The organism is Listeria sp. Marseille-Q6474 (genome assembly GCF_946902005.1).
GTDB lineage: Bacteria > Bacillota > Bacilli > Lactobacillales > Listeriaceae > Listeria > Listeria innocua.
Genome location: NZ_CAMPPS010000001.1, coordinates 251,337 through 274,736, shown reverse-complemented (window position 1 = coordinate 274,736; position 23,400 = coordinate 251,337). Strand labels below are relative to the sequence as shown.

Genomic DNA, 23,400 nt, shown 5'->3' with positions numbered 1-23,400 from the left:
GTTGTGTTTTCGATTGTTTTTATAAGACTTCGGTTAATGTTTTTCTTTTGTTTTTAACTGGGTTTAAAGTACGTTCGACCCATCCTAGAAGTACATCGGCTAATATTGCCATGACTGCTGTTGGGATGGCTCCAGCTAAAATAATTGCGGTTCCGTTAGTTGCGTTGGTTCCGCGGACTATAATATCACCGAGGCCGCCTGCTCCAACGAATGTCCCGATGGCTGCAACACCTATTGCAATTACTAGCGCATTTCGAATGCCTGCCATAATGACCGATAAAGCAAGTGGCATTTCGATTAAACGAAGCACTTGCCATTTCGTCATGCCCATCGCTTTACCCGATTCAAGAAGTGCCCCATCAACGTTTCTAATGCCCGTATAGGTGTTTTTTAGAATTGGGAGTAAAGAATATAGGAACAAGGATAAAACGACTGTATTCGTTCCTAAACCCATAATTAGCATAAGTACAGCTAACATTGCGAGTGCTGGGATAGTTTGAATGATATTGGCAATTTGGATAACCCATCCAGCTAAGCGTTTCTTCCTAGCAATATATACTCCGAGTGGTATCGCTATGATTGCGGCGAAGATAACTCCGTACGCACTCATTAAGAAATGCCGCCAGAACTCTTCCATGACATAACTTCCATTTGTTTGGTAATAATCAATTAATTGTTTTAATGTGTCCATCTTTTGGCACCTCCTTAGTTTTTACCTTCAAAGTAATTATTTTTTTGCAAGAATTCTTGCGCTACGATGGATGGTTCTTTTAATTTGCCATCTGCTTCATAATTAAGCTTTTGCATTTCTTCTGTTGAAATTTTACCTTTTAACTTATTGATAGTAGTTTTTAATTCTGGATGTTTCTTTAAAATTTCATCTGTTGCTAGAGCTGAAGCATCGTATGGTGGGAAGAATTTTTTATCATCTTTTAGTAATTTTAAGTTATATGTTGGGATACGGCCATCTGTTGAATAACCAAGCGCCACATCCATTTGATTGTTTTTAAGTGCGGTATAAATTAAGCCGATTTGCATTGGGAAAATTTTCTTGAACTCGATGTCATAAGCTTTTGAAAATGCTTTATAACCATCTCCTTCACGTTCCATCCAAGAATTATCGACCCCAGCAGTAAGCTCATTTTCTACTTTACGCATGTCGCTAACTGTAGTTAAGTTGTATTTTTTAGCAGTATCTTGGCGTACCATGAACACATACGTATTAGCAAAGCCATAAGAATCAAACCATGTTTGGTGGAAACGCTCTTCAAATCCTTTTTTTACTGCTGCTAAAGCTTTTTCAGGGTCTTTAATAGCATCTTCTCCAAGAGGCCCAACTAAGTCTGTTCCGGTATATCTTGTCGCTGTAATATCTACATCACCATTTAACATGGCTTGGTGCTGAACGATAGTTGATCCAAGGTTATTTACAATTTCTACTTTTAGGCCAGTGTCATGTTCGATTAATTCTTTTAAAATATTGGAAACGATTTGTGATTCTGTCGTGGCCATTGCTCCAATGCGTATTGTATCTTTAGAACTGCCTCCAAGTCCTGGTAAAGAGCAGCTAGATAAGAAAAGAGAACTAGTTAGTAGTAATACGCTGAATAGCGCGATAAATTTTTTCTTCATGTTATTCTCCCCCTTCCTGAGCTTCACGGATGGCTTTTGGAGTTAAACGATACTCTAATTTTCCAAGCGCGAATTCTACTACAAGGGCTAAAATAGTTACTGGGATTGCTCCTCCGAGAATTAAATCTGGACGATATAAGTTTAAGCCATTAAAAATAAAGTCTCCAAGTCCACCAGCTCCAATATATGAAGCAAGCGTTGCCCAAGCGATAACGTATACAGCTGATAAACGGATACCAGCCATAATTACTGATATAGAGTTAGGGATTTCGACATTAATGATTAATTGCCAATTCGTCATGCCCATACCACGACCAGATTCGATTAAATTTTTATCGACTCCTCGAACTCCAATAAAAGTATTACGCAGGATTGGTAAAAGTGCGTAAATAAACAGGGCAATAATCGCTGGTAATGTACCGACCCCAAGAAACGGGATAATAAATGCTAAAATAGCGAGTGAAGGAACCGTTTGAAGAACACTAACCACGCCAATAACAAAATTTGCTACTTTTGGTGAACGCGTCAGTAAAATTCCAACAGGAACGGCAACTGCAATCCCTAAAATTACAGCAGATAAGGAGATGAAAAGATGTTGCCATGTTTGAACAAGCAAGTTATGGCCGTTTTCTTGAAAAAAAGTAACAATTGCGTCCATAGCTTATCCCTCCTGCTTCATTTCTGGTTCTGTCGTTTCGGAATCCGCTTGTTCCTCCTGATTTTCTGCCACATCATCTATCGTTCCCCAAATGGAATCATAAACAATATCTACTAAACTGGCACGAGTTACAATCCCAACAAGGCGTTTGTCCTTATCAACTACAGGAATATATTTATAACCACGTTTTAGAATCCGTTGTACAGTATCACGGAGTAAGGTATCTTCATACACGTAAAATACATTTTTCTCGATAATATCCATTACAGAAGTTGCTGTGCGGCGATTTAAATCGATTTGCTCTACATCGATAAATCCTTTTAACACATTACCTTCATCCACTACAAGTAACGTATCTACTCGTTTTTCTTTCATGACAGTAATGGCAGCTTGTAGAGATTTATCTGCTGTAATAGACACTGGATTCGTGTTCATAATTTGTGCTACTTGTGTAACATCAGGTTTTGCCTCAATTAGACGGTCTTTACCAATGAAATCTTCTACAAATGAATTTGCCGGGTTACGTAGAATTTCATCTGGTGTATCAAACTGAACAATTTCGCCAGCTTTCATAATAACGATACGGTCTGCAAGTTTAATCGCTTCATCCATATCATGGGTAACGAAAATAATTGTTTTTCCAAGTTCTTTTTGTAAATTCTTAAATTCTTCTTGTAGAGAATCCCGAGTAATTGGATCCAGTGCTCCGAATGGTTCATCCATTAGAATTAAATTTTGTTCTGCTGCAAGCGCTCGCAAAACACCGATACGTTGTTGTTGTCCACCACTTAATTCATAAGGATAGCGGTCTAAAAACTCTTCTGGCAAATCAACTAATTTAATTAATTCTTTCGCCCGTTCTTGTTTTTTCTCTTCGGACCATTTAAGTAATTTTGGTACAAGGACGATATTCTCTCTAATCGTCATATGTGGCATCAAGCCAATTTGCTGAATAACATAACCAATAGAACGTCTTAGTTTGACGGGATCTTCCGCCATGATGTCTTTATCATTTATAAATATTTTGCCTTCTGTAGGTTCAATAAGCCGGTTAATCATCTTCATTGTTGTCGTTTTCCCACAACCACTTGGACCGATAAAACAAACAAATTCTCCTTTATCGATGTTAAGTGTTAGATCATTAACAGCTTTTTTGCCCCCTTTATAAGTCTTCGTTACGTGTTCGAATTTTAACACGCTTATACACCTCCATTTTTTCTTTACCACTGCCAAAAAAATTGGCAATCGATAAATCTTTTCCCTAACTAGTAATGATTTAAACTTTTTAAATACAAAAAAACAGCTTAAAGACAGTGTGGCATTCAAACGGAAGTTACTAAACAAGATGATTTCGTACTTGTGGCACGTAAAGAACATCGCTGCTAAACTTATAATCGTAAAAATGGACATTGTGACAAGCTGTAATACAGTATTTATTCTATTATAACATACTAAAAAGCCCTATTAGCATTTACTAATAGGGCTTTCCTTTATTTAGGTAAGAATAATTTAGGCGTTGTTTTGAGTAGTATCGAGATAACTATTCCACAAACAACGACGGTTCCGAGGCAGCTAGCTCCGTTCATCACTGCTGAAAATAGTTGTGCTCCCCAACCTTGAAAAGCATAAGCGCCCCAAAATAAAACGCCAGCTACATAATGCCAGAAATATCTAGCCACACCACCAATAATCATGGTTCCCCACGCCCACTCGATGGCTTTTTTTAGTTGGTTAGCAGCTAAATTACTTCGAACTTGTTTACTAAATACTCCGCTGAAAGCAATAAAACTGAAGGCCAGGATATATTCAATAATTGCCTGAGATGGCATTAAAATATAAGCTTTCCCTGTTAAAAAATGTAGTAACCCCCATAAAAGCCCAGCAAATCCAGCCGCCCAAAAACCGCGACGAATTGCAATAACGTACATTGGAATCATTCCTAGTGAAATCGAAAAACTGGAACCAATGTCTAGCGGGATAAAGCTCAGTACCATCGCAACTGCTGCAAAGATAGCACATTCAAGTAAAATGATTAATCGTTTGTTTTGCATAAAAAATAAACTCCCCTCTTCTTTTTGGTCAAAAACGTACCCCAGAAGAAAGCAGTTTCTATTGTTAGAAATGCAATCGCCACAATCCCTACGCTCGTATTAACGAACAGGTTCAAAGGGTCAGAATCCAAAAACACGCGGATTCAATCTCAGCTAAGAAGCCCCCCCTGTGGTAACGTCTATGAAATTATCGTACAACAATCATTATAGCATGAGATGTTTTTTTGTAAAGAATTATTTGTTTTCTTTAATCATTTGCAGAAAATCTTACAGTGTTTTGAGCTTTTTTTGGTAGTTTATCAAAAATTAGCTGATAACTATTTTTAATTAAAGCAAATTCTGTTTCCGCTTCGACATCATATTCTTCATTAATCACAAGTGTAATCCAATGTTTTTTATTTAAGTGATAACCGGGTTTTATACTCATATATTCATCGCGCAATAAATCAATTCTCTCAGGTTGGCACTTAACACTGACATATAAATCCCCGTGATACATATGGATGAGCGCAAATATTTTACCACCAAGTGTTAAAGCGTGCATTTTAGAATCAAACGGAAATGTTTCTATTGCACCTTGTAAACTAAGGCAAAGCGCGACTTTTTCTTGTAAAGTTTGCTGATAATCCATTTAGCTTCCCTCCTTATTTTTACATTATAACATTTATTTATGCGTGTATGCTTTCTTTGCTACACTAACCATGTTAAAATAGTAGTAATTGTGCTTTTTCTGATTTCAAGAAGAAGTAACTTAGTATTGGAGGAAGAAAATGTTAACTGTAAATAATGTTGGCTTACGCTACGGCGATAAAAAGCTATTTGAAGATGTTTCGATTAAATTTTTACCAGGTAACTGTTATGGTCTTATTGGAGCAAACGGTGCTGGTAAATCAACGTTCCTAAAAGTGCTTTCTGGCGAGCTTGATTCTCAAAGTGGTAATGTGCATATTGGTTCAGGTGAGCGTCTCGCTGTCCTTCGCCAAGATCATTTCCAGTATGATGATGAACTTGTTCTTAACACTGTAATAATGGGACATGAACGTCTATACAAAATTATGGACGAAAAAAATGCCATTTACATGAAAGAAGATTTCAGTGATGAAGATGGTATTCGCGCTGCTGAACTTGAAGGCGAATTTGCTGAATTAGATGGTTGGGAAGCAGAATCTGACGCTGCTGTTTTATTAAACGGCTTAGGTATCCCTACTGACTTACACGGCAAACTAATGAAAGATTTAACTGGTGGAGAAAAAGTGAAAGTGCTTCTTGCGCAAGCTTTATTCGGTAAACCAGATATCTTACTTCTGGATGAGCCTACCAACCACCTTGACATCCGTGCGATTCACTGGTTGGAAGAATTTTTAATTAACTTTGATAATACTGTTATCGTAGTATCCCATGACCGTCACTTCTTAAATAAAGTATGTACGCACATTGCGGATCTTGATTTCAGCAAAATTAAATTATATGTCGGAAACTATGATTTCTGGTATGAATCAAGCCAATTAGCACAAACAATGATGGGCGATCGTAATAAGAAAAAAGAAGAAAAAATGAAAGAATTACAAGACTTTATTGCTCGTTTCAGTGCGAATGCATCGAAATCCAAACAAGCAACAAGTCGTAAAAAAATGCTCGAAAAAATCACGCTGGAAGATATTCAACCTTCTAGTCGTCGTTACCCTTTCATTCAGTTCAAACCGGACCGTGAAGTTGGGAACGACCTTCTAACTGTAACAAACTTGTCTAAAACAATTGATGGCGTGAAGATTCTTGATAATCTTTCCTTCTCGATTAACCGTAATGACAAAGTTGCTTTAGTTGGCGATGATGAAGTTGCTAAAACCGTTCTTTTCCAAATCCTTGCTGGTGAAATGGAACCTGATGAAGGTAGCTATAAATGGGGCATCACAACAAGCCAAAGCTATTTCCCGAAAGATAACTCAGAGTTCTTTGAGGAAAACGACATGAGTCTTGTGGAATGGTTACGTCAGTTCTCTCCTGAAGATGATAGTGAAGCATTCTTACGCGGCTTCCTTGGCCGTATGCTATTCAGTGGTGATGAAGTACTGAAAAAAGTACGCGTTTTATCTGGTGGAGAAAAAGTTCGTTGTATGTTATCCAAAATGATGCTTTCAGGTTCAAATGTTCTTTTACTTGATGAACCTACTAACCACTTGGACTTAGAATCAATCACTGCATTAAATAATGGTCTTGAAGCGTTCAAAGGCGCTATGATCTTTGCATCGCATGACCATCAGTTACTACAAACTATCGCAACTCGTATTATTAACTTATCAAAAGATCAATTTTATAATAAAGAAATTTCTTATGATGAATATTTAAAAGAAGTTATGAATGTAGCTGAATAAATAAAAAAACAATATCCCATTTCCGGGATATTGTTTTTTTATTTAAGTTCGATTTTACCTGTTTCTGTTGTAATTGGTGTCGAAGAATCTTTTAAATAGCTTAGGAAACTATAAGAAATCCAAGTAATATAAGAAACTTTATCTAATTTTTCTACTGGAAAAACGATTGTTCCTTTTACTGTTTTACCAGGTTCGATTTCTGTGGTTTCAAAATCAGATAGAACAGCGTCTCCTCCATTTATATCCATTTTATTAGCTTCAAGTTGACCTTGATTCGGATAGGTTTCGAGAGTTTTAGCTGCATTGTTTGTTATTTCTAATTGTAATGTGATACTGCCAGGAACTGACTTGCCTTCTACTGTTGAATAGGTTTCTTTCTTTTCGACCGTGACAGAGGTGATTTTTTTCTTAATATTATCTGCGGAATCTTCATAGTTTATTTGATAGGTTTTTGTTTCTTCTGCAGTAGCTTGGCTTGTACCTTTAGAAGAATAATTGAATACATCATTTTGAACTTGTTGGTAATGTGAAAAACTAACAATGATGCCAATAATAGAACCAACCAATAATAACATTCCAGCGCTTGTTAAAATTGCACCGATTTTTCGCTTGGCTGGGAAAAATAAAACAACAATACCGCTGATAAAAATTAAGAATGCACATATTCCGGCAATAATCCAAATTTCCATCTAATTTGCTCCTTTTATGCGAATTTCTCCCTCACTATAACATATTTAAGCTCTAGTTCAAAGCAGTTAAATCACTTGCCGGTGATGGATATGCAAATATGACAGACTGTAAATCAGCCAAAGTTAAGTTAGCTTTCATTAGGATAGCGATATAATTTACCATATAATCCGCCTCTTCACTTAGGAAGTGAGCACCTTTAATTTGACCAGTTTCGCGGTCTTCTATGATTTTTGCGAGGGCGATTTTTTCGTTCGTTCTTCTGTACGTATACCAGTTCGTTGTATCATGGTTTTTAATTTGATATTTTTCTGGATTGGCAGTTGCTTCTTCCATACTTATGCCAATGCTTGCAAGTTTTGGACTAGTAAAAACAACGCTTGGTATGACAGGATAATCGATTTTTTCATTGCCGCCTAAAATATTTTTTGCTACTAATGCTGCTTCCATACTGACAACTGGTGTTAACGGAGCGCCCTTTGTAGCGGCTACATCACCACATGCATAAATATGTGCGTGGTTAGGTGTTTGTAGTTTCTCGTTTACTGTAATGCCTTTTTTGGTATAGTCTATGTTTGCTTTATCTAGAGCTAAATGAGCAATATTGGGTGTTCTTCCGGTTGCTCCGATAATTAAGTTGGTTTCAAGTGAAAAGCCATTTTTACCTTCGATATGGAGCTTTTCACCAGTTTTATTAATTTTAGTAATATCTGTATCAAAATGGAAATGAATGCCTTCTTCTTTTAGTGTAGAAACTAAGGCAGCTACAAAATCGGGATCGAATTTCTTTAATGGTTCGCTATTATGATGAATTATATGCACATCTCTCCCTGCAGCTAGCGCAATTGATGCAAATTCAAAAGAAATATAACCACCACCGATAAAAACAACTGAATCCGGAAGTTTTTCAAGTGATAAGAAATCATCACTCGTTTGAATATGTTCTTGACCTTCTACTTTAAGTGTATTTGGTGTTGCGCCGGTTGCAATCACTATTTTTTTAGCACTTAGTATGTCGTTACCAACTTGCAAAGTATTTTCGTTTTGAAAACTTGCTGGTCCAAAAAACGTTTCAATCCCAGCTTCTTGAAAACTTTCCAAGCGACTTTCAGGCACATCTTCTACAAATGTTTCTTTGAATGCCATTAAATCTGTCCAGCTAATTGTTGCTGCTTCTTTAATACCTTTGCCACGTAATCTTGTAGAAAGGTTTCTTGCTTCTGCTGCTCCGACTAACACTTTTTTTGGGTCACAGCCTCTAAGGACACATGTGCCGCCCCAACTACGCTCTTCCACAATCGCTACTTTTAGACCGGCTGCCTGCGCTTCAAAAGCCACGGTTGTTCCACTAGCACCACTTCCGATTATAACTACATCATATGTAAATTCTGTCAATTGAATCACTCCTTCCTAGCTTGTTTTCCCCTCTATTTTACTTTTAAACGAAAAAAACTGCTGCACATCGAGGTGCAGCAGTTCATACTAGACTTCCATAATGATTGGTAAGATCATTGGACGTCGTTTTGTTTGCTCAAATAGGTAGCGATTTAATTGATCGCGAATATCTTGTTTTAATTTAGCCCATTCAAAGCCAGTTTCTTGGAGGTTTTTTTCGACGATTTTTGTTACGACTTTGGATGATTCTTCAATTAAATGCTCAGATTCACGAACATAGATAAAGCCACGTGAAATGATTTCTGGTCCGGAAGTAATTGTTTTAGTTTTACGATTAAGCGTAACAACTACGATGAAAATACCGTCTTCAGAAAGTAACTTACGGTCTCTCAGTACGATGTTTCCAACGTCTCCTACACCTAACCCATCAATCAGTGTATTTCCAGAATAGACACGGTTTCCAGCAGTCATTTTATCATTTTTATATTCTAAAATTTCACCTTTACCGACAATAAATACTTCTGATTTCGCCATGCCAACTTCATGAGCTAATTTCGCATGACTAATTAACATCCGGTATTCACCGTGAACAGGAACGAAATATCTAGGTTTTAACAAGTTAAGCATTAATTTCAAATCTTCTTGGCTTGCATGGCCAGAGATAAAAAGATTATTGCTCATCGTTAATACTTTTGCTCCAGCTTTATAGAGCATATCCATCGTTTTCGCCATCATCGTTTCAAGTGATGGTGATGGAGTTGTTGTAATATAAACCGTATCTCCTGGTTTAATATTAAATTGAGGGTGATTACCTTTAGTCATTAGTTGTAATGATTGAATTGGTTCACCTAAGTTTCCTGTTTCAATAATAGTGATTTCTTCATCATTATATTTTTTAAGTTCTTTTAGAGGAATAATCAAGTCTTCCTCAATAACGATTTTACCTAAGCTACCTGCTATTTCAAATACACGCTCTAATTCTTTACCAACAATAGCGACTTTACGTTTAGTAGCAACGGATGCGTCAAGTACTTGCTGCAAACGAATCAAATTAGATGCCACACAAGCAACAATAATTCTACCATCTGCCATTCTAAAAGCATGTCTAATTTCTTCTTCAATTAAACTGTCGCTTGATGTGGTGCCAGGGTGCTCTGCTTCTGAACTATCTGAAAGTAAAGCGAGTACTCCTTTTTCACCAAATTCGGCAATATGACTTAAATCAGAAGCATATCCATCTTTGGCTGATTGATCAAATTTAAAGTCACCAGTATAAATAATGGAACCTTCACTTGTTTCAAGCACAATCCCGACCGAATCAGGAATTGTATGCGTCGTACGGAAGAAAGATACATCAATTTTAGAAAAAGATAAGGTTGTTTCTGCATCAACAACATGGAAATTTTTAAAACGTAGTTTGCGGTGTTCTTTAAGCGCTGACTTTGCAAGTGCAATTGTTAGCTCAGTACCGTAAACAGGTGCTTTAATTTTTTGAAGTAAGTATGGCAGTGCACCAATCGCATCTTCATGACCATGAGTTAAGAAAATGGCTTTCACTCTGTCTTTGTTTTCTTCTAAATATTTGAAATCAGGAATAACAATATCGATTCCCAGTAATTCGTTTTCTGGGAACATTAAGCCCGCATCTAATATAAAGATATCTTCGTCTATTTCTACTACATATAAATTTTTGCCACTTTCATCGACACCGCCGAGTGGAATGATTTTTATGTTTTTCGCTTTTTTTATTGTCAAAGCGTAGACCTCCTTTGAACTATTTAGAAAGTCCTTCTAATATAGCTTGTAATTTCGTTCCTTGTTCAGCATTCAAATCTACAAGTGGTAATCTTACAGGTCCAACGCTAATACCTTGTTGATTTAATAAGTATTTAGTTGGCGCTGGGTTTGGAACAGAGAAAAGACCGTTCATTAATGGTAATAGCGAGCGATGTATACTTGCTGCTTTTTTTACGTCCCCGCTTTCAAACGCTTGCATCATTTCTTGCATTTCATTTCCTACCACATGACTTGCAACGGAAATTACGCCATTCCCTCCAACTGCTAAAATTGGCAAGGTTAAGCTGTCATCTCCACTGTATACGAGGAAATCATCGGAAGTTTCAGCAATGATTTTACTTATATTGTCTAAGTTGCCGCTTGATTCTTTAACACCAATAATATTTGGTAATTTTGCTAAACGAATAATTGTTTCTGGTTCGATATTAACAACACTACGTCCTGGAATATTATAAATAACTACTGGTAAATCAGAAGCTTCCGCAACAGCAACAAAATGAGCGTATAAACCATCTTGATTTGGCTTGTTATAATACGGCGCAACGACTAAGACAGCATCAATTCCGCCCAGTTCTGCTACTTCTTTTGTAAAAGCGATCGTTTCTGCTGTATTATTAGAACCTGTGCCAGCGATTAATTTTGCGCGTCCTGCATTTGTTTCCACTACTTGGCGGAATAATTTCATTTTTTCATCATGTGACAAAGTTGGAGATTCACCAGTTGTTCCAGCGATTACTAAACCATCTGAGCCGTTATCTATTAAGTGATTCACGAGATGATGAATTCTTTTTTTGCATACTTTATTTTTTTCTGGGTGAATTGGCGTGACCATTGCTGTAATTACTTTCCCTAAATCCATCTTTCATTTCCTCCTTACTTAATTTCCAAACAAAATACGTCATGAAGGGCATTGACTGCCGAAATTAAGTCTTCTTCTCTTACTAATACCCAAATAGTTGTATGACTATCCGCTGATTGTAAAATTGGGATGTTTTTTTCGGATAATGCTCCTACGATTTTTGCTGTAACACCAGGAACTCCAGTTATTCCAGCACCAACGATAGAAACTTTTGCACAGTCTTCACGAACCGTTGTTTGTAAGTTAGCTTCTTCTAAAAGTTGTTTGACGACGCGACGTTTTTCTTCTGGAACTGTAAAAATGACAGAATCAGTTGATATATTAATAAAATCTAGGCTGATTCCTGCATCTGCTAATATTTTGAAAGTTTGTTGTTGTGCCTTTACTGTATCTGTTTTGACAAAAATTTGCGTTAAATTTGTAACGTGTGCAACTCCTGTTACCATTCGTTCTTTTACATCGAAATGACCGGAATCATCCGCTAAAGATGTGACAAGAGTTCCTGTGCTTTCTAAATACGTAGAACGGATACGCATTGGTACTTTAGCAGTCATCGCTATTTCTACTGCGCGCGGATGAATGACTTTTGCTCCTTGGTAAGCCATATTACTAACTTCATTATAACTTACTCGTGGAAGTGAACGCGCATGTTCGACAATGCGTGGATCTGCCGTCATCATACCGTCTACGTCAGTGAAAATATCAATATAGTCTGCTTGTAAAGATACACCAAGAGCTGCAGCAGAAGTATCACTGCCACCGCGACCAAGTGTTGTTATATCCCCGTTTTCAGTGATTCCTTGAAAACCAGCAACAACAGCTACATCAAGTGTTTCAAGCGCTTTTTTTAGGCGCTTTGTATCGACTTCGGTGATTTTTGCATTCAAGTGATTATTAGATGTAATAATACCTGCTTGACCACCTGAAAATGCTTCTGCTTTAATGTCTGCCTCTTTTAACATATTAGTAAAGACAGAAGCAGATATAGTTTCTCCAACAGACAGCAATGTATCTTGCTCTCTAGCAGTTAGTTTAGTATCTTTTGCTCCTATAAGTTCTAAAAGTGTGTCGGTTGCATATGGATCCCCGTAACGACCAATTGCGGACACAACAACTACAACTTTATAGCCGTCTTTAAGGGCATTTTTTATATGGTTAAAAGCCATTAGACGAATTTTTTCATTTTGGACGGATGTGCCGCCGAATTTTTGTACTATGATTTTCATTACTTACACCTCTAAATAATCGCTAGTTTGACTAAGCTTTCAGCAATTTGAATCGAATTCCATGCAGCGCCTTTAAGTAGGTTGTCGGATACAATCCACATATGGAAGCCTTTAGAATCATCAATGTCAGCGCGAACGCGACCAACAAACACTTCTTTTTTACCAGCAGCTTGAATGGCTTGCGGATAAATTTGATTTGCTGGATCATCTTCAAGAACGACACCAGGGGCTGCTTTTAATGCATTTTGAATATCTTTTGCACTTACTCCCTCTTGTTCTATTTCAACGTAAACACTTTCTGAATGTCCACTAACAACTGGAATTCGAACGCATGTAGCAGAAACTTTAATAGTATCGTCTTCCATGATTTTTTTCGTTTCATTGATCATTTTCATTTCTTCGTATGTATAATCATTGTCCGTGAAAACGTCAATTTGTGGTAAGGCATTGAATGCAATTGGATAGTGCTTTTTATCGCCTTTTACTGGCATGATTTCTGGCGTGAATTCTTTGTTATCTAAAAGAGCTCTGCTGCCGTCTTTAAGTTCTTGAATAGCACTTACTCCGGAGCCAGACACAGCTTGATAAGTAGAAACAATAATTCGATTTAAACCATAAGCTTCTCGAATCGGTTCGAGTGCTGCTACCATTTGAATTGTAGAGCAGTTAGGGTTAGCAATAATACCTTTATGTGAGAATAGCGCTTTTTCGTTTACTTCTGGAACAACAAGCGGCACTTCAGGATCCATACGATATGCGCTCGTATTATCAATTACAATGGCTCCACGTTTTACTGCTTCTTTTGCAAGTGCTTTAGAAACGGAACCTCCAGCACTAAATAAGGCAATATCCACGCCTTCAAAGCTTTCAGGTGTAGCTTCTTGAATAGTTACCTCTTCCCCACGGAAGGATAATTTTTTTCCAGCAGAACGAATAGAAGACAAGAACGAAACTTGCTTTATCTTGAAAGTCGCCGCCTCTTCTAGTAATTCAATCATTTGGGTACCAACTGCACCAGTAGCACCTACAACTGCGACATGATAGCTTTTTGTCATAGTTTACAATTCCTCCTTCAATTTAATCCTCGTATCTCTGCTTTAAAACAGAAATCTGGTTAATTTTACACTTACTTTATCATACCATAAACAAAGCCATTTCGCAGTTTTTTATCTATATTAGTCACCATTTTTTTAATTGTTTGTCAGTTTGAAATGTAAAAAACCACTTTCACAAGAATGAAAGTGGTTTTTTGATTAATTTTCGGTTTGTTCAGATTGTGCTTTTGCAGCTGCTTCTTTATTGTTAATTGGTTGTTCAACTTTAGAAGCATCTTTATTGGATTCAGCACGTTCTTTTTTCAGTTCGAAATATTTATCGAATACTTCTTTAGAAATCTTCATATTTGTTTTTTGGTCTGTACCATATGGACGATAAATCCAAGGTACTACTACAGAAATCGCTATTTCTGGTTTTTTAACTGGTGCATAACCGACAAATGTTGTATTCCAAACACTGGCCATTTTGTTACCTTCTTTTGGTCCATCATAGAAGGCATCAGCTGTCCCTGTTTTACCAGCAACATCATAATCACTGGATGTAAAGACGGTTCTAGCTGTACCAGTTGATCCATGAGTTACTTCATAAAAACCTTTTTGCACTGTTTTGATGTCATTATCTGAAACGCCGATTTTGTTTAGAACTTTTGGTTCATTTGCGGTTGCAAGAGTTCCAACAGAATCACCATTTGTGCTAGGATTGCGGATTTCTTTTACCATGCTTGGTGCAATTCTAGATCCTCCATTTGCGATTGTTGAAACGTATTGCGCCATTTGAAGCGGTGTATAAGAATCATACTGACCGATGGCGAAATCGAGAATTTTACCAATTGTTTGGTCGTCCCCTTTGTAGCCAACTTGTTCTCCAGGAAGATCAATACCTGTTTTAACGCCTAAACCAAATTGATTGTAATAATAACGCATATCATCAAATGTACTTAGTGGAGCTCTTAGTGGGCCATTTGGAACATACTTAGCACCACCCATCTTCATTGCTACTTGATACATATATGAGTTAGATGAGATTTCTAGTGCGCCAACTGGATCAAGTGGTCGGTTACCTGCTCCGGTTCTATTAAACCAAGAACTTTTCGGTTTGGTTCCTTTTAATGCAATTGGTTGGTCGGTGAAGACCGTTTTGTTTGAAATTGCTCCGTCCATGATGCCCCCAAGAATTGTGGAACCTTTGACAGCGGAACCCATTGCATAAGCAGTGGTGAATGTTCCTAAGGAGTAGTCATCAAACTCGCCTTTGTCATTTAGTTTTTGACCAGCAAGTGCTAGAACTTCTCCAGAATATGGGTCCATTGCGACTACAAATGCACGATCAAATAAGTCAGAACCAGCATATTGTTTACCTTGTTTAATATTTTTACGTAAAATATCTTCCACGGCTTTCTGGAATTCTACATCTACGGAAAGAACTAAGTCTTTTCCTTTTGAACCTTCATATTTACTTACTGTTTCGATTATATTTCCTTTAGAGTCAAGTACGCTCTCAGATTGGGATTTTGAACCAGCTAGAACGCTTTCGTATTGGGCTTCTAGATAACTTTTACCAACACGGTCATTTCGGCTATATCCTTGAGACAAGTAGTACTCAGCTTTATCTTTTGGTAGACCTTCTTTTGCTGTCGAAACAGAACCTAAAATAGAACGTAATGTTTCGTCATAAGTGTAATAGCGATTCCAGTCTGTCGTTGTATCAACTCCTGGTAAGCTATCCATGTTTTCACTAACACGGGCAATTTCTTCATCTGTTACATCTTTATTCTTAATAACGGACTCAGTCATTGCGTATCCTGTTGTCATTTTTTTATAAATTGTTGCTACTTTTAAATCTTCTGTAGTTAGTTTAGCTATATCATCGTTCGTTACTTTTTCAACTTGGATTTTATAAGCTTTAGAAGATTCTAGCGCTTGTTCTTTTGCAGATAGACGATTTAAAGACTCGGTTTGATGTGTCAAAATCCAATAATCTTTCAAATCGCGATCGGTTAGTTTCTCTGGTTCAATTGTAATTAATTTTTGTAAAGTTTGAGCTACGTGAAGTGTTTCTGAAGTTTCTGTTTGTTGGCTTCTTGTGTAGGTAATCGATTTGACTGCTGAATTACCAACTAATAAGTTGTAGTTTCGGTCATAAATACTGCCACGTGGAACATTCTTAGAAACGGTCACATTATCTGTTTCTTCTAATTGACGTTTGTACGTATCCCCTTGCACGATTTGAACAATACCAAGTCGTAAAATTAATACGGAGAATAATATAAAAATTATAAAGAATAGAATATTTAAACGTAGTGGAATGATGGCGCGTTTCTTCTTAGTGGAATCTTTTTTCTTTTTTCTAAAATTTAGTTTCACGCAAAGTTACCTCACTTTTTAATAATACCTTTCCCTATTGTAGCTGAAAAAGCATCATTTTTCCACTGTAAGTTCATTAGAAATTCATTAGAAATAAAAAAAAGACCCACCGAAGTGAGCCTTTCTATTATTATTTAGCTGCGTCAAAGCGTTTGTTAGCTTCATCCCAGTTAACAACATTCCAAAATGTGTCGATATATTCAGGACGACGGTTTTGGAATTTAAGGTAATAAGCATGTTCCCAAACATCTAAGCCTAGAACAGGAGTTTTTCCATCGCTTAATGGAGAATCTTGGTTTGCAGTAGAAACGATTTCTAGTTTCCCGTTATTAACTACTAACCAAGCCCAGCCAGAACCAAAACGTGCTGCAGCTGCTGCATTGAATTTTTCTTTGAAATCATCAAAAGTACCGAATTCGCTTTCGATAGCAGATTTTAAGTCACCAGTTGGAGCGCCGCCACCATTTGGGCTAAGGATAGACCAGAATAATGTATGGTTAGCATGACCGCCACCGTGGTTACGTACAGCGCCGCGAATATCTTCAGGAACGCTATCTAAGTTAGCAACCAATTCTTCAACAGGTTTCTCCGCAAGTTCAGGATGTCCTGAAACCGCTTCGTTTAGTTTTGTTACATAAGTATTGTGGTGCTTTGTATAATGAAGTTCCATTGTTTCTTTATCAAAATTTGGCTCCAAAGCATCATAAGTATAAGGTAATTTAGGTAATTCGTAAGTCATTAAAAATTCCTCCTTGTATTGTTTTTATTTTACGTGAAAAGAAATTACTTATAAGGCGAAAGATATACATCCTATTCCTATAGAACTAGTTAACGCCATAAATAACGTTTCTCTTTACACCATTTAGCCTACCACGACCTAGAAACGCTTGCAATTTTTCTGCTCAGTGATGTTTCAATATTGATTTTGCATTCATTTCAAGCTATGATTAAGTTTAGGTGGAAAAATTACGTTCTTTTGCACATACATGTATCTTTTTCCCGGAAAATGAAAAGTTAAACCATTAGGTGAGGTGTTGAAAAAAGAATGAATATTTTTAAACGCTTCTGGAAGAGTTTGTATTCCCCTGCGGATATTGCTTCGTTTCGAAATGATAAAATTAGAAAAAGTATCGTTTACATTATTGTTTTATCATTTGTTACTTTCCTTCCATTAGCATATTTTACAAACGTTACGACCAAAAATGCGCTGAAAGTCGGCGAAGAAACTATTACAAATGAAATTCCTGATTTTAAAGTCACAGATGGAAAATTAGTCTTAACGGACAATTCTGTCAAAAATATACCCATCTCTATTGACCAAGATGAATTACATATTTATTTTGATGCCTCTGGAACTTTAGATAAAGATGATGTTGATAATAAAATTGCTTCTTATGATAGCGCAGTTGCTTTTTTATCGGATAGTATCTATATAACTGCTGCTGGTGTTTCTCAATCTGTAAGTTATGATACGGCTGGAATTAGTAATAAAGCTGATTTAGTGAATTTATATACGTCCATTGAATCTCTAGCGAAATACTTTATTCCTATTGCCTTGCTTGTTCTGTTCATCTTTACGCTTGGATCGATTTTCTTCCGAGTAGCTCTTTATGCGTTATTTGGATTTATTCTTTCTGGTTTCGGTCGGACGGGTATTGCTTTCCGTCAAAACTGGATGATAGCTTCTTATAGTATTACATTAGCTGCTGTTTTCACGATGGTTATGGAGGCTTTACAAGTAATTGTTCCATTTGGAATGGAAATCAATATGGTTGTAAGTATGATCTTTGTATTCCTTGCAATTCGCTCGATTCCACCAAGTGAACCAACTATTTTAGAAAAATAATAAATTAACCACTTGCGCTTTATGCAGGTGGTTTTTTTGTGCAAAATGCAGGTGATTTCCTATTAGAAAAGTGGTATGATTAGAAAATTAAAACTAAAAGGAGCGATTGCTTTGAACGAGCGCACATGAAGATTTGACCTTTTAGTAAAAAAGAATATATAACTTTTAGCCTGACATTAAGGCTCCTAGTTTTTTATTTTAAGGGGGAGTTTTTTTGGAAAAAGAAATCGAACTTAGTTTTTATGATGGTGTGAAGGCTTGTTTGCCAACTGTACTAGGTTATGCTGGTATTGGAATAGCTGCTGGTGTTGTTGGAAGGGCTTCTCACTTAAGCGTCTTAGAAGTAACGTTACTCGCTATTATCGTCTATGCTGGAGCTGCTCAGTTTATTATTTCGGGATTATTATTATTACAAAGCCCTATTTCAGCTATTATTTTTACTACTTTTTTAATTAATTCACGGCATTTTTTGATGAGTATGGCCGAAGCTCCTCATTTTAAAAAATATTCCCTTTTGAATAACATTGGGATTGGGGCGCTTCTGACGGACGAAACATTTGGCGTTTCAATGAATCAAATTGGCAATAAAAAACCAGTTAGCGCAAAATGGATGCACGGAATTAACGTAACAGCCTACATAGCTTGGATTGCCGCTTGTATTTTAGGTTCTTTCATTGGAAATTGGTTGCCAAATCCAGAACAGTTTGGTCTTGATTTTGCGTTATCAGCAATGTTTATCGGCTTGCTCTATTTACAAGTCGTTAGCGATAAAAGTAAAAAAATCGCGACAAGTTTAGTTATTATGTTAATGGTGGCGATTTTATTAATCGTGTTTATGCGTTTTATGACACCAGAATTAGCCATTTTAGCGGCTACCTTACTTGGTTGTTTGATTGGAGTGATAGTTGAAAAATGACAATAAGTAATTATACGTTACTCGTTATTTTAGGCTGTGGTTTAGTGACATTTATTCCACGCGTCTTACCTTTTATCTTCGTTCGAAAGCAGCAACTACCCAGTGTTGTGATTCGCTATTTATCGTATGTACCGTTATGCATACTGACTGCTCTTTTCGTTCAAAGTCTTCTCATTACAAACGAAAATAGTTTTCCTAGCATTAATATTGAAAATCTACTTGCCACGTTACCAACTATCATTACAGCTATTTTAACGAAAAATTTAATGTGGATTGTTATTGTAGGAATTATATCAATGGCTGTTATTCGTTTGGTCATATAGAAAAGCCCTTTACTAGAGTGTGTTTTTGACGGGAATCAAAACCAGTAAAGGGCTTTTTTTTATTGGTGGATCCGAAGTAACTTTAATTAGATGTAGATGTTGAACTAGAAGATGAAGTGCTTGTATAGTCAGCAAATGCATCTTTTAAATCACTATCTTTAATATCGATATTAGCTGCTTTTAATTCTTTTTTAAGGGCAGCTGTCATATTTTCAGAAGTTAATTGAGATTTTATATAAGCAGCTTTTACGTTTGCTTTTTCTTTTGCGTAGGTACCTTTTTCTGTTTTCTTCACTAATTGAATCAAGTGGTACCCGTAAGTTGATTTAACAATTCCACTTACATCATCTTTATTTTTAAGTGCATAAGCAGCTTTTTCAAAAGTTTCGTCCATTTCACCAGGACCAAATGGATCTAGTAGTCCACCATTTGTGCTAGTTGCAGTATCTGTTGAGTACTCTTTTGCCAAGTCAGTGAATTTCTCACCATTTTTCAATTTAGTTTGAATTTCTTTGGCTGTCGCTTCATCATCTACTAAAATATGACGCACAGTAATGTCTGGCTCCCAAGTTTTGTAGTATGTTTTTAGTTTACTTTCACTTACATTCATATTTGCTTCTGTTGCTTTTTGAACTAGAAGGTTATACTCTAAATTTTCTTTGAAAGAAGTTTTTGTTAAATTATTGGACGATAAGGTTGATTCAAATGAGTCACCGTACTGTTCTTCGTATTTTTTGTATTCTGCATTTACTTCTTTTTCAGTAACAGTGTATTTATCTTCTAAGATTTTTTTGAAAGTAAGTTGTTGCACGACCTCATTACCGTAAGTCGTTTTCATCGCTTCATATAGCTCGTCTTGTGTGACATTTCCTGCATCTGTTTTTACTACTGCACTACTTCCGCACCCAGCGAGTAAAAGTAGTGTCGCTGCTACTAGGGAAATCATCACTTTTTTTAATTTTGTCAAACTGTTCCTCTCCTTCTTCTTTCGGCTACTTATTACTTTAACGATAAAAAGTGTCGAGAATAAGAAACAAATATGAAATAACTATGAACATTATCTGCAAAATAAAAAAAGGTCCTGATGCGGACCTTTTTTACTATTAAGAGGCTTGTAAACATTCTGGGCATTCGCCGTAAACCTCAAATTTATGACCATCAATTTGGTAACCAGGTAAAGCTTCTGTTAGAAAATCCATTGGGCACATCATAATTTCTTTTGTTTTACCACATTTCATACAAATAAAATGATGGTGATGATGCTCATGTGTACACGCCAGACGGAAGTTTCGTTCACCAGAAAGATCTGTTTCTTCAAAAATACCTAACTCAACAAATAAAGAGAGATTACGATAAATTGTATCAAAACTAATTCCCGGAAAATCGTCTTTCATATTTTCTAACACATCTTTGGCTGTTAAATATTTATTTTTACGAGCTAGTAAGTTAATTAGAAATTCACGTTTATCAGTATGCTTATAGCCCTTTTCTTTCATTTTCATGAGCGCTTCAGTTGCTGTAAGTCCCATTTTCCTCACCTCGTTTTGAAATTAATATTTTTTGACGTATTTTTTGATATAAAATGGTGATGATTAAAAGTAAAACAGAAATAATGACGATTGCCCCACCAGGAGCTAAATTTAAATAATAAGCTGTAAATAAACCGCCGATAACCGCAATTTCACCAAATAAAATTGAAAGTAAGATAGTTTGTTTAAATCCTTTGGCAATCCGAATCGCTGCTGCAACTGGCAATGTCATTAAGGATGATACAAGTAAAATACCAACGATTCGCATGGAAGACGCAATAACTAAAGCGACTAAAACCATAAAAATAATATCGAATATTTTAGCTTTCAAACCGGAAACTTTTGCATATTCTTCGTCAAATGATAACAAAAATAGCTCTTTATATAAGGATAATATAACGATAAATACGATGATTGCTGTAACAACGATCGTAATCATATCAGTCCGACTCACGGCACTTACACTTCCAAATAAATAACTAAATAAATCAGTATTAAATCCATTGGCTAAAGAAATAAAAATAACTGAAAAACCCATACCAGCCGACATAATAATCGGAATGGCTAGTTCTTCAAAATGTTTATAAACCGTCCGTAATTTCTCCATTAATAAAGAACCAACTACGGAAAAACCAAAACCAAGATATAACGGATTAAGTGCTGCTAGTGGCAAATATGTTTTACTTAAGAATAAACTAACCGCAATCCCACCTAACGTCACATGACTGAGCGCATCAGCCATTAACGAAAGCTTTCTTACTACGATGAAACTTCCGAGCAGTGGAGCGATAACACCAATAACAATACCAACGATAAAGGTATTACGAATAAAATCATACTGGAGAAGCGTCGCAATCAAGACAAGCATCCTCCCTTCTACGTTGTTCTGCTAATATTTCAAGTTCGCGGTCGGCTAAATAATGTTGGTATTCATGGGCTGAACCGTCAAAAATAATTCGTTTATTAATACTAATAACATGATTAACATACGTATTCACTGCAACTAAATCATGCGTTACGAGTAAAAGCGTCATTTCTTCTGTCCGGTTTAATTCTGCTAAAAGCTCATAAAATGCTTTGACATTTTCTACATCGACTCCAACAGTCGGTTCATCTAAAATTAAAAGCTCTGGTCTACTAACTAATGCACGCGCGATAAAAACACGTTGTTGTTGACCACCGGAAAGTTCGCCAATATTGCGATGTAGATAATCAGTCATTTCAACTCGCTTCAAAGCATAATCAATAGCTTCTTTATCTTGATTATTCAATGTTTTAAATAAGCCTTTTTTCTTTGTTAAACCACTTGCAACGACTTCTTTCACAGTAGCAGGAAAAGCGGAATTAAAAGCATTCGATTTTTGAGAAACAAAGCCAATTTTGACCCAATCTTTGAAATCTGCTTGTTTTTCTCCAAATAAAGCTATACTTCCTTGTTGTTTTTTGAGTACGCCAAGGATTAATTTTAACATGGTTGATTTACCTGAGCCGTTAGGGCCGATTAAACCAGTAAAACTGCCTTTTTCCACTTGAAAATGAATGTTTTCTAAGGCATGTTCTTTGTCATAATGGTAACTTACATTATTTACTTCTATGATTTTGTTCATTCATGTTTCTCCTTTGACAGCATTTGCTAGCCGCTTTTACTAGTATATAAAAGATTGGTTAAAATGTAAATCGTAATTACTTCGAATTAAAAAATAGCCAAAAAAACCTGGAAAGCTTGGAGCATTTCCAGGTTCGTATAATTATTTAGCAAAAGTATCCGTTAAGATTGGAACAACTTGTTTTTTACGAGATACGACACCTTTAAGTGGTGCTTGATTTTCCACAAATTTAACGCCATATGCTTCTTCTACAATGGCTGTCTTGGAACCAATAGCAATTCCAACCGAGTCATTAGTAAGAATATTAGTGATGACAAATAAGTACAAATCAAGTCCTTTATCCACAATATTTTGTGTCATAAGTGCTTCAACTTCTGCGCGACGGCTAAGTACATCGTTTACATCGACAACATTGATTTGAGCGATTTCTACTTTGCTGCCGTTCATGTTGAATTCTTTCGCATCAAGCAATAGTTCAGCAACTGTTTTTTTGCTAACATCTGCTCCAGCTTTTAGCATTTCCATACCGTATGCTTGAATATCAACGTCTGCAATGAGTGCTAATTTTTCAGCAGCCACTTTATCTTCTTCTGTGCACGTTGGTGATTGGAAAAGAAGTGTGTCAGAAATAATTGCGGAAAGCATTAAGCCTGCGACTGTTTTACTTACTTCTACTTCATTTTCACGGAACATTTTTAGAAGGATTGTAGTAGTACATCCAACCGGTTCAGCACGGTAGTATAGTGGATCAGATGTCTCGAAATTAGCGATGCGGTGATGATCAACGACTGCAACTACTGTCACATCGTCAATATCATCCACACTTTGTTGGCGTTCATTATGGTCAACAAGTGCGACTTCAGAAACTTCATTTGCAACAGTTTCAACTAAGCGAGGAGCTGTTACTTGGAAATAATCAAGTACAAAAGCTGTTTCACTATTAAGCTCTCCTAAACGAACCGCTTCAATATCTGCTCCTTGTGCTTTTTTTAATTCTGCGTAACTAATGGCAGAACAAATCGTATCTGTATCTGGATTTTTATGACCGAATACAAGTGTTTTTGTCATTATTTTCGTCTCCTT

Annotated in this window: 23 protein-coding genes and 1 riboswitch; of the genes, 4 read left to right on the top strand and 19 right to left on the bottom strand. The window is 36.4% G+C overall.

Features of this window, described 5'->3' with window-relative positions; translation table 11 throughout:
- Positions 1-19: 19 nt before the first annotated feature.
- The 6 genes from OC533_RS01335 to OC533_RS01310 form a co-directional block, all read right to left on the bottom strand.
- Positions 20-691: an ABC transporter permease gene (locus OC533_RS01335; protein WP_003762244.1), complete on the bottom strand. Its 672-nt coding sequence runs from the start codon at positions 689-691 to the stop codon at positions 20-22.
- A gap of 14 nt (positions 692-705) precedes the next feature.
- Entirely contained in the window at positions 706-1,632 is a 927-nt protein-coding gene (locus tag OC533_RS01330; RefSeq protein WP_003771820.1) for an osmoprotectant ABC transporter substrate-binding protein, read from the bottom strand.
- Position 1,633: 1 nt separating this feature from the next.
- The gene (locus OC533_RS01325) at positions 1,634-2,290 is read right to left on the bottom strand and encodes an ABC transporter permease (RefSeq protein ID WP_003771823.1); all 657 of its coding nucleotides are present in this window, start codon (positions 2,288-2,290) and stop codon (positions 1,634-1,636) included.
- A gap of 3 nt (positions 2,291-2,293) precedes the next feature.
- On the bottom strand, positions 2,294-3,487 hold the full coding sequence (locus OC533_RS01320; RefSeq protein WP_003762247.1) for a betaine/proline/choline family ABC transporter ATP-binding protein: 1,194 nt from the start codon (positions 3,485-3,487) through the stop codon (positions 2,294-2,296).
- 293 nt (positions 3,488-3,780) lie between these two features.
- Positions 3,781-4,341 (bottom strand): energy-coupled thiamine transporter ThiT, encoded by a 561-nt coding sequence (gene thiT / locus OC533_RS01315; protein WP_003730347.1) that lies wholly within the window; start codon positions 4,339-4,341, stop codon positions 3,781-3,783.
- Positions 4,342-4,408: 67 nt separating this feature from the next.
- Positions 4,409-4,519, bottom strand: a riboswitch (TPP riboswitch).
- Between the two features lie 69 nt (positions 4,520-4,588).
- Complete coding sequence (locus OC533_RS01310; RefSeq protein WP_194323443.1) at positions 4,589-4,972, bottom strand: MmcQ/YjbR family DNA-binding protein; 384 nt, start codon at positions 4,970-4,972, stop codon at positions 4,589-4,591.
- 139 nt (positions 4,973-5,111) lie between these two features.
- Between OC533_RS01310 and OC533_RS01305 the strand changes: the two genes are divergently transcribed.
- Positions 5,112-6,713: an ABC-F family ATP-binding cassette domain-containing protein gene (locus OC533_RS01305; RefSeq protein WP_003771831.1), complete on the top strand. Its 1,602-nt coding sequence runs from the start codon at positions 5,112-5,114 to the stop codon at positions 6,711-6,713.
- Positions 6,714-6,751: 38 nt separating this feature from the next.
- On the opposite strand, the gene OC533_RS01300 is transcribed toward OC533_RS01305, so the two are convergent.
- From OC533_RS01300 to OC533_RS01265, 8 genes are all read right to left on the bottom strand, one after another.
- Entirely contained in the window at positions 6,752-7,402 is a 651-nt protein-coding gene (locus OC533_RS01300; protein WP_194323444.1) for a hypothetical protein, read from the bottom strand.
- A 52-nt stretch (positions 7,403-7,454) separates the two neighbouring features.
- Entirely contained in the window at positions 7,455-8,795 is a 1,341-nt protein-coding gene (locus OC533_RS01295; RefSeq protein ID WP_194323445.1) for a dihydrolipoyl dehydrogenase family protein, read from the bottom strand.
- Positions 8,796-8,882: 87 nt separating this feature from the next.
- The gene (locus OC533_RS01290) at positions 8,883-10,550 is read right to left on the bottom strand and encodes a ribonuclease J (RefSeq protein ID WP_003766877.1); all 1,668 of its coding nucleotides are present in this window, start codon (positions 10,548-10,550) and stop codon (positions 8,883-8,885) included.
- Positions 10,551-10,569: 19 nt separating this feature from the next.
- The gene (dapA, locus tag OC533_RS01285; RefSeq protein WP_033533034.1) at positions 10,570-11,451 is read right to left on the bottom strand and encodes a 4-hydroxy-tetrahydrodipicolinate synthase; all 882 of its coding nucleotides are present in this window, start codon (positions 11,449-11,451) and stop codon (positions 10,570-10,572) included.
- 14 nt (positions 11,452-11,465) lie between these two features.
- Positions 11,466-12,677, bottom strand: coding sequence for an aspartate kinase (gene dapG, locus OC533_RS01280; RefSeq protein ID WP_003771836.1), 1,212 nt, complete (start codon positions 12,675-12,677; stop codon positions 11,466-11,468).
- A gap of 11 nt (positions 12,678-12,688) precedes the next feature.
- Positions 12,689-13,732 carry an aspartate-semialdehyde dehydrogenase gene (locus tag OC533_RS01275; protein WP_070753092.1) on the bottom strand — a complete coding sequence of 348 codons (1,044 nt, stop codon included), beginning with the start codon at positions 13,730-13,732 and terminating at the stop codon, positions 12,689-12,691.
- Positions 13,733-13,930: 198 nt separating this feature from the next.
- On the bottom strand, positions 13,931-16,096 hold the full coding sequence (locus OC533_RS01270; protein ID WP_010991552.1) for a peptidoglycan D,D-transpeptidase FtsI family protein: 2,166 nt from the start codon (positions 16,094-16,096) through the stop codon (positions 13,931-13,933).
- A 130-nt stretch (positions 16,097-16,226) separates the two neighbouring features.
- Positions 16,227-16,835, bottom strand: coding sequence for a superoxide dismutase (locus OC533_RS01265; RefSeq protein ID WP_003762264.1), 609 nt, complete (start codon positions 16,833-16,835; stop codon positions 16,227-16,229).
- A gap of 306 nt (positions 16,836-17,141) precedes the next feature.
- On the opposite strand from OC533_RS01265, the gene OC533_RS01260 reads away from it, so the two are divergent.
- From OC533_RS01260 to OC533_RS01250, 3 genes are all read left to right on the top strand, one after another.
- Positions 17,142-17,942 carry a DUF1189 domain-containing protein gene (locus tag OC533_RS01260; RefSeq protein ID WP_003771843.1) on the top strand — a complete coding sequence of 267 codons (801 nt, stop codon included), beginning with the start codon at positions 17,142-17,144 and terminating at the stop codon, positions 17,940-17,942.
- Between the two features lie 214 nt (positions 17,943-18,156).
- A complete protein-coding gene (locus OC533_RS01255) occupies positions 18,157-18,858 on the top strand; it encodes an AzlC family ABC transporter permease (RefSeq protein ID WP_003762267.1) in 702 nt (233 codons plus the stop codon).
- A complete protein-coding gene (locus OC533_RS01250; protein ID WP_194323446.1) occupies positions 18,855-19,181 on the top strand; it encodes an AzlD domain-containing protein in 327 nt (108 codons plus the stop codon). Before OC533_RS01255 ends, OC533_RS01250 begins: the two co-directional genes overlap by 4 nt.
- Before the next feature lie 82 nt (positions 19,182-19,263).
- On the opposite strand, the gene OC533_RS01245 is transcribed toward OC533_RS01250, so the two are convergent.
- The 5 genes from OC533_RS01245 to OC533_RS01225 all read right to left on the bottom strand — a co-directional run bounded on the left by OC533_RS01245 (position 19,264) and on the right by OC533_RS01225 (position 23,385).
- Positions 19,264-20,148, bottom strand: coding sequence for a peptidylprolyl isomerase (locus tag OC533_RS01245; protein ID WP_033838166.1), 885 nt, complete (start codon positions 20,146-20,148; stop codon positions 19,264-19,266).
- Between the two features lie 136 nt (positions 20,149-20,284).
- Positions 20,285-20,710: a transcriptional regulator ZurR gene (gene zurR, locus OC533_RS01240; protein ID WP_003721950.1), complete on the bottom strand. Its 426-nt coding sequence runs from the start codon at positions 20,708-20,710 to the stop codon at positions 20,285-20,287.
- On the bottom strand, positions 20,691-21,569 hold the full coding sequence (gene zurM / locus OC533_RS01235) for a zinc ABC transporter permease ZurM (protein ID WP_003762272.1): 879 nt from the start codon (positions 21,567-21,569) through the stop codon (positions 20,691-20,693). Before zurM ends, zurR begins: the two co-directional genes overlap by 20 nt.
- Positions 21,544-22,317, bottom strand: a complete 774-nt coding sequence (gene zurA / locus OC533_RS01230; protein WP_003766893.1) for a zinc ABC transporter ATP-binding protein ZurA — start codon at positions 22,315-22,317, stop codon at positions 21,544-21,546. The genes zurM and zurA overlap by 26 nt, the downstream gene beginning before the upstream one ends.
- Positions 22,318-22,458: 141 nt before the next feature.
- On the bottom strand, positions 22,459-23,385 hold the full coding sequence (locus OC533_RS01225) for a manganese-dependent inorganic pyrophosphatase (RefSeq protein ID WP_194323447.1): 927 nt from the start codon (positions 23,383-23,385) through the stop codon (positions 22,459-22,461).
- Positions 23,386-23,400: the final 15 nt, after the last annotated feature.

What these genes read in the sequence shown, in the direction of transcription:
- OC533_RS01335 (WP_003762244.1), bottom strand. Translation starts at nt 691, where the DNA reads ATGGACACATTAAAACAATTAATTGATTATTACCAAACAAATGGAAGT.
- OC533_RS01330 (WP_003771820.1), bottom strand. Translation starts at nt 1,632, where the DNA reads ATGAAGAAAAAATTTATCGCGCTATTCAGCGTATTACTACTAACTAGT.
- OC533_RS01325 (WP_003771823.1), bottom strand. Translation starts at nt 2,290, where the DNA reads ATGGACGCAATTGTTACTTTTTTTCAAGAAAACGGCCATAACTTGCTT.
- thiT (WP_003730347.1), bottom strand. Translation starts at nt 4,341, where the DNA reads ATGCAAAACAAACGATTAATCATTTTACTTGAATGTGCTATCTTTGCA.
- OC533_RS01310 (WP_194323443.1), bottom strand. Translation starts at nt 4,972, where the DNA reads ATGGATTATCAGCAAACTTTACAAGAAAAAGTCGCGCTTTGCCTTAGT.
- OC533_RS01305 (WP_003771831.1), top strand. Translation starts at nt 5,112, where the DNA reads ATGTTAACTGTAAATAATGTTGGCTTACGCTACGGCGATAAAAAGCTA.
- OC533_RS01300 (WP_194323444.1), bottom strand. Translation starts at nt 7,402, where the DNA reads ATGGAAATTTGGATTATTGCCGGAATATGTGCATTCTTAATTTTTATC.
- dapA (WP_033533034.1), bottom strand. Translation starts at nt 11,451, where the DNA reads ATGGATTTAGGGAAAGTAATTACAGCAATGGTCACGCCAATTCACCCA.
- dapG (WP_003771836.1), bottom strand. Translation starts at nt 12,677, where the DNA reads ATGAAAATCATAGTACAAAAATTCGGCGGCACATCCGTCCAAAATGAA.
- OC533_RS01275 (WP_070753092.1), bottom strand. Translation starts at nt 13,732, where the DNA reads ATGACAAAAAGCTATCATGTCGCAGTTGTAGGTGCTACTGGTGCAGTT.
- OC533_RS01265 (WP_003762264.1), bottom strand. Translation starts at nt 16,835, where the DNA reads ATGACTTACGAATTACCTAAATTACCTTATACTTATGATGCTTTGGAG.
- OC533_RS01260 (WP_003771843.1), top strand. Translation starts at nt 17,142, where the DNA reads ATGAATATTTTTAAACGCTTCTGGAAGAGTTTGTATTCCCCTGCGGAT.
- OC533_RS01250 (WP_194323446.1), top strand. Translation starts at nt 18,855, where the DNA reads ATGACAATAAGTAATTATACGTTACTCGTTATTTTAGGCTGTGGTTTA.
- zurR (WP_003721950.1), bottom strand. Translation starts at nt 20,710, where the DNA reads ATGGGACTTACAGCAACTGAAGCGCTCATGAAAATGAAAGAAAAGGGC.
- zurA (WP_003766893.1), bottom strand. Translation starts at nt 22,317, where the DNA reads ATGAACAAAATCATAGAAGTAAATAATGTAAGTTACCATTATGACAAA.
- OC533_RS01225 (WP_194323447.1), bottom strand. Translation starts at nt 23,385, where the DNA reads ATGACAAAAACACTTGTATTCGGTCATAAAAATCCAGATACAGATACG.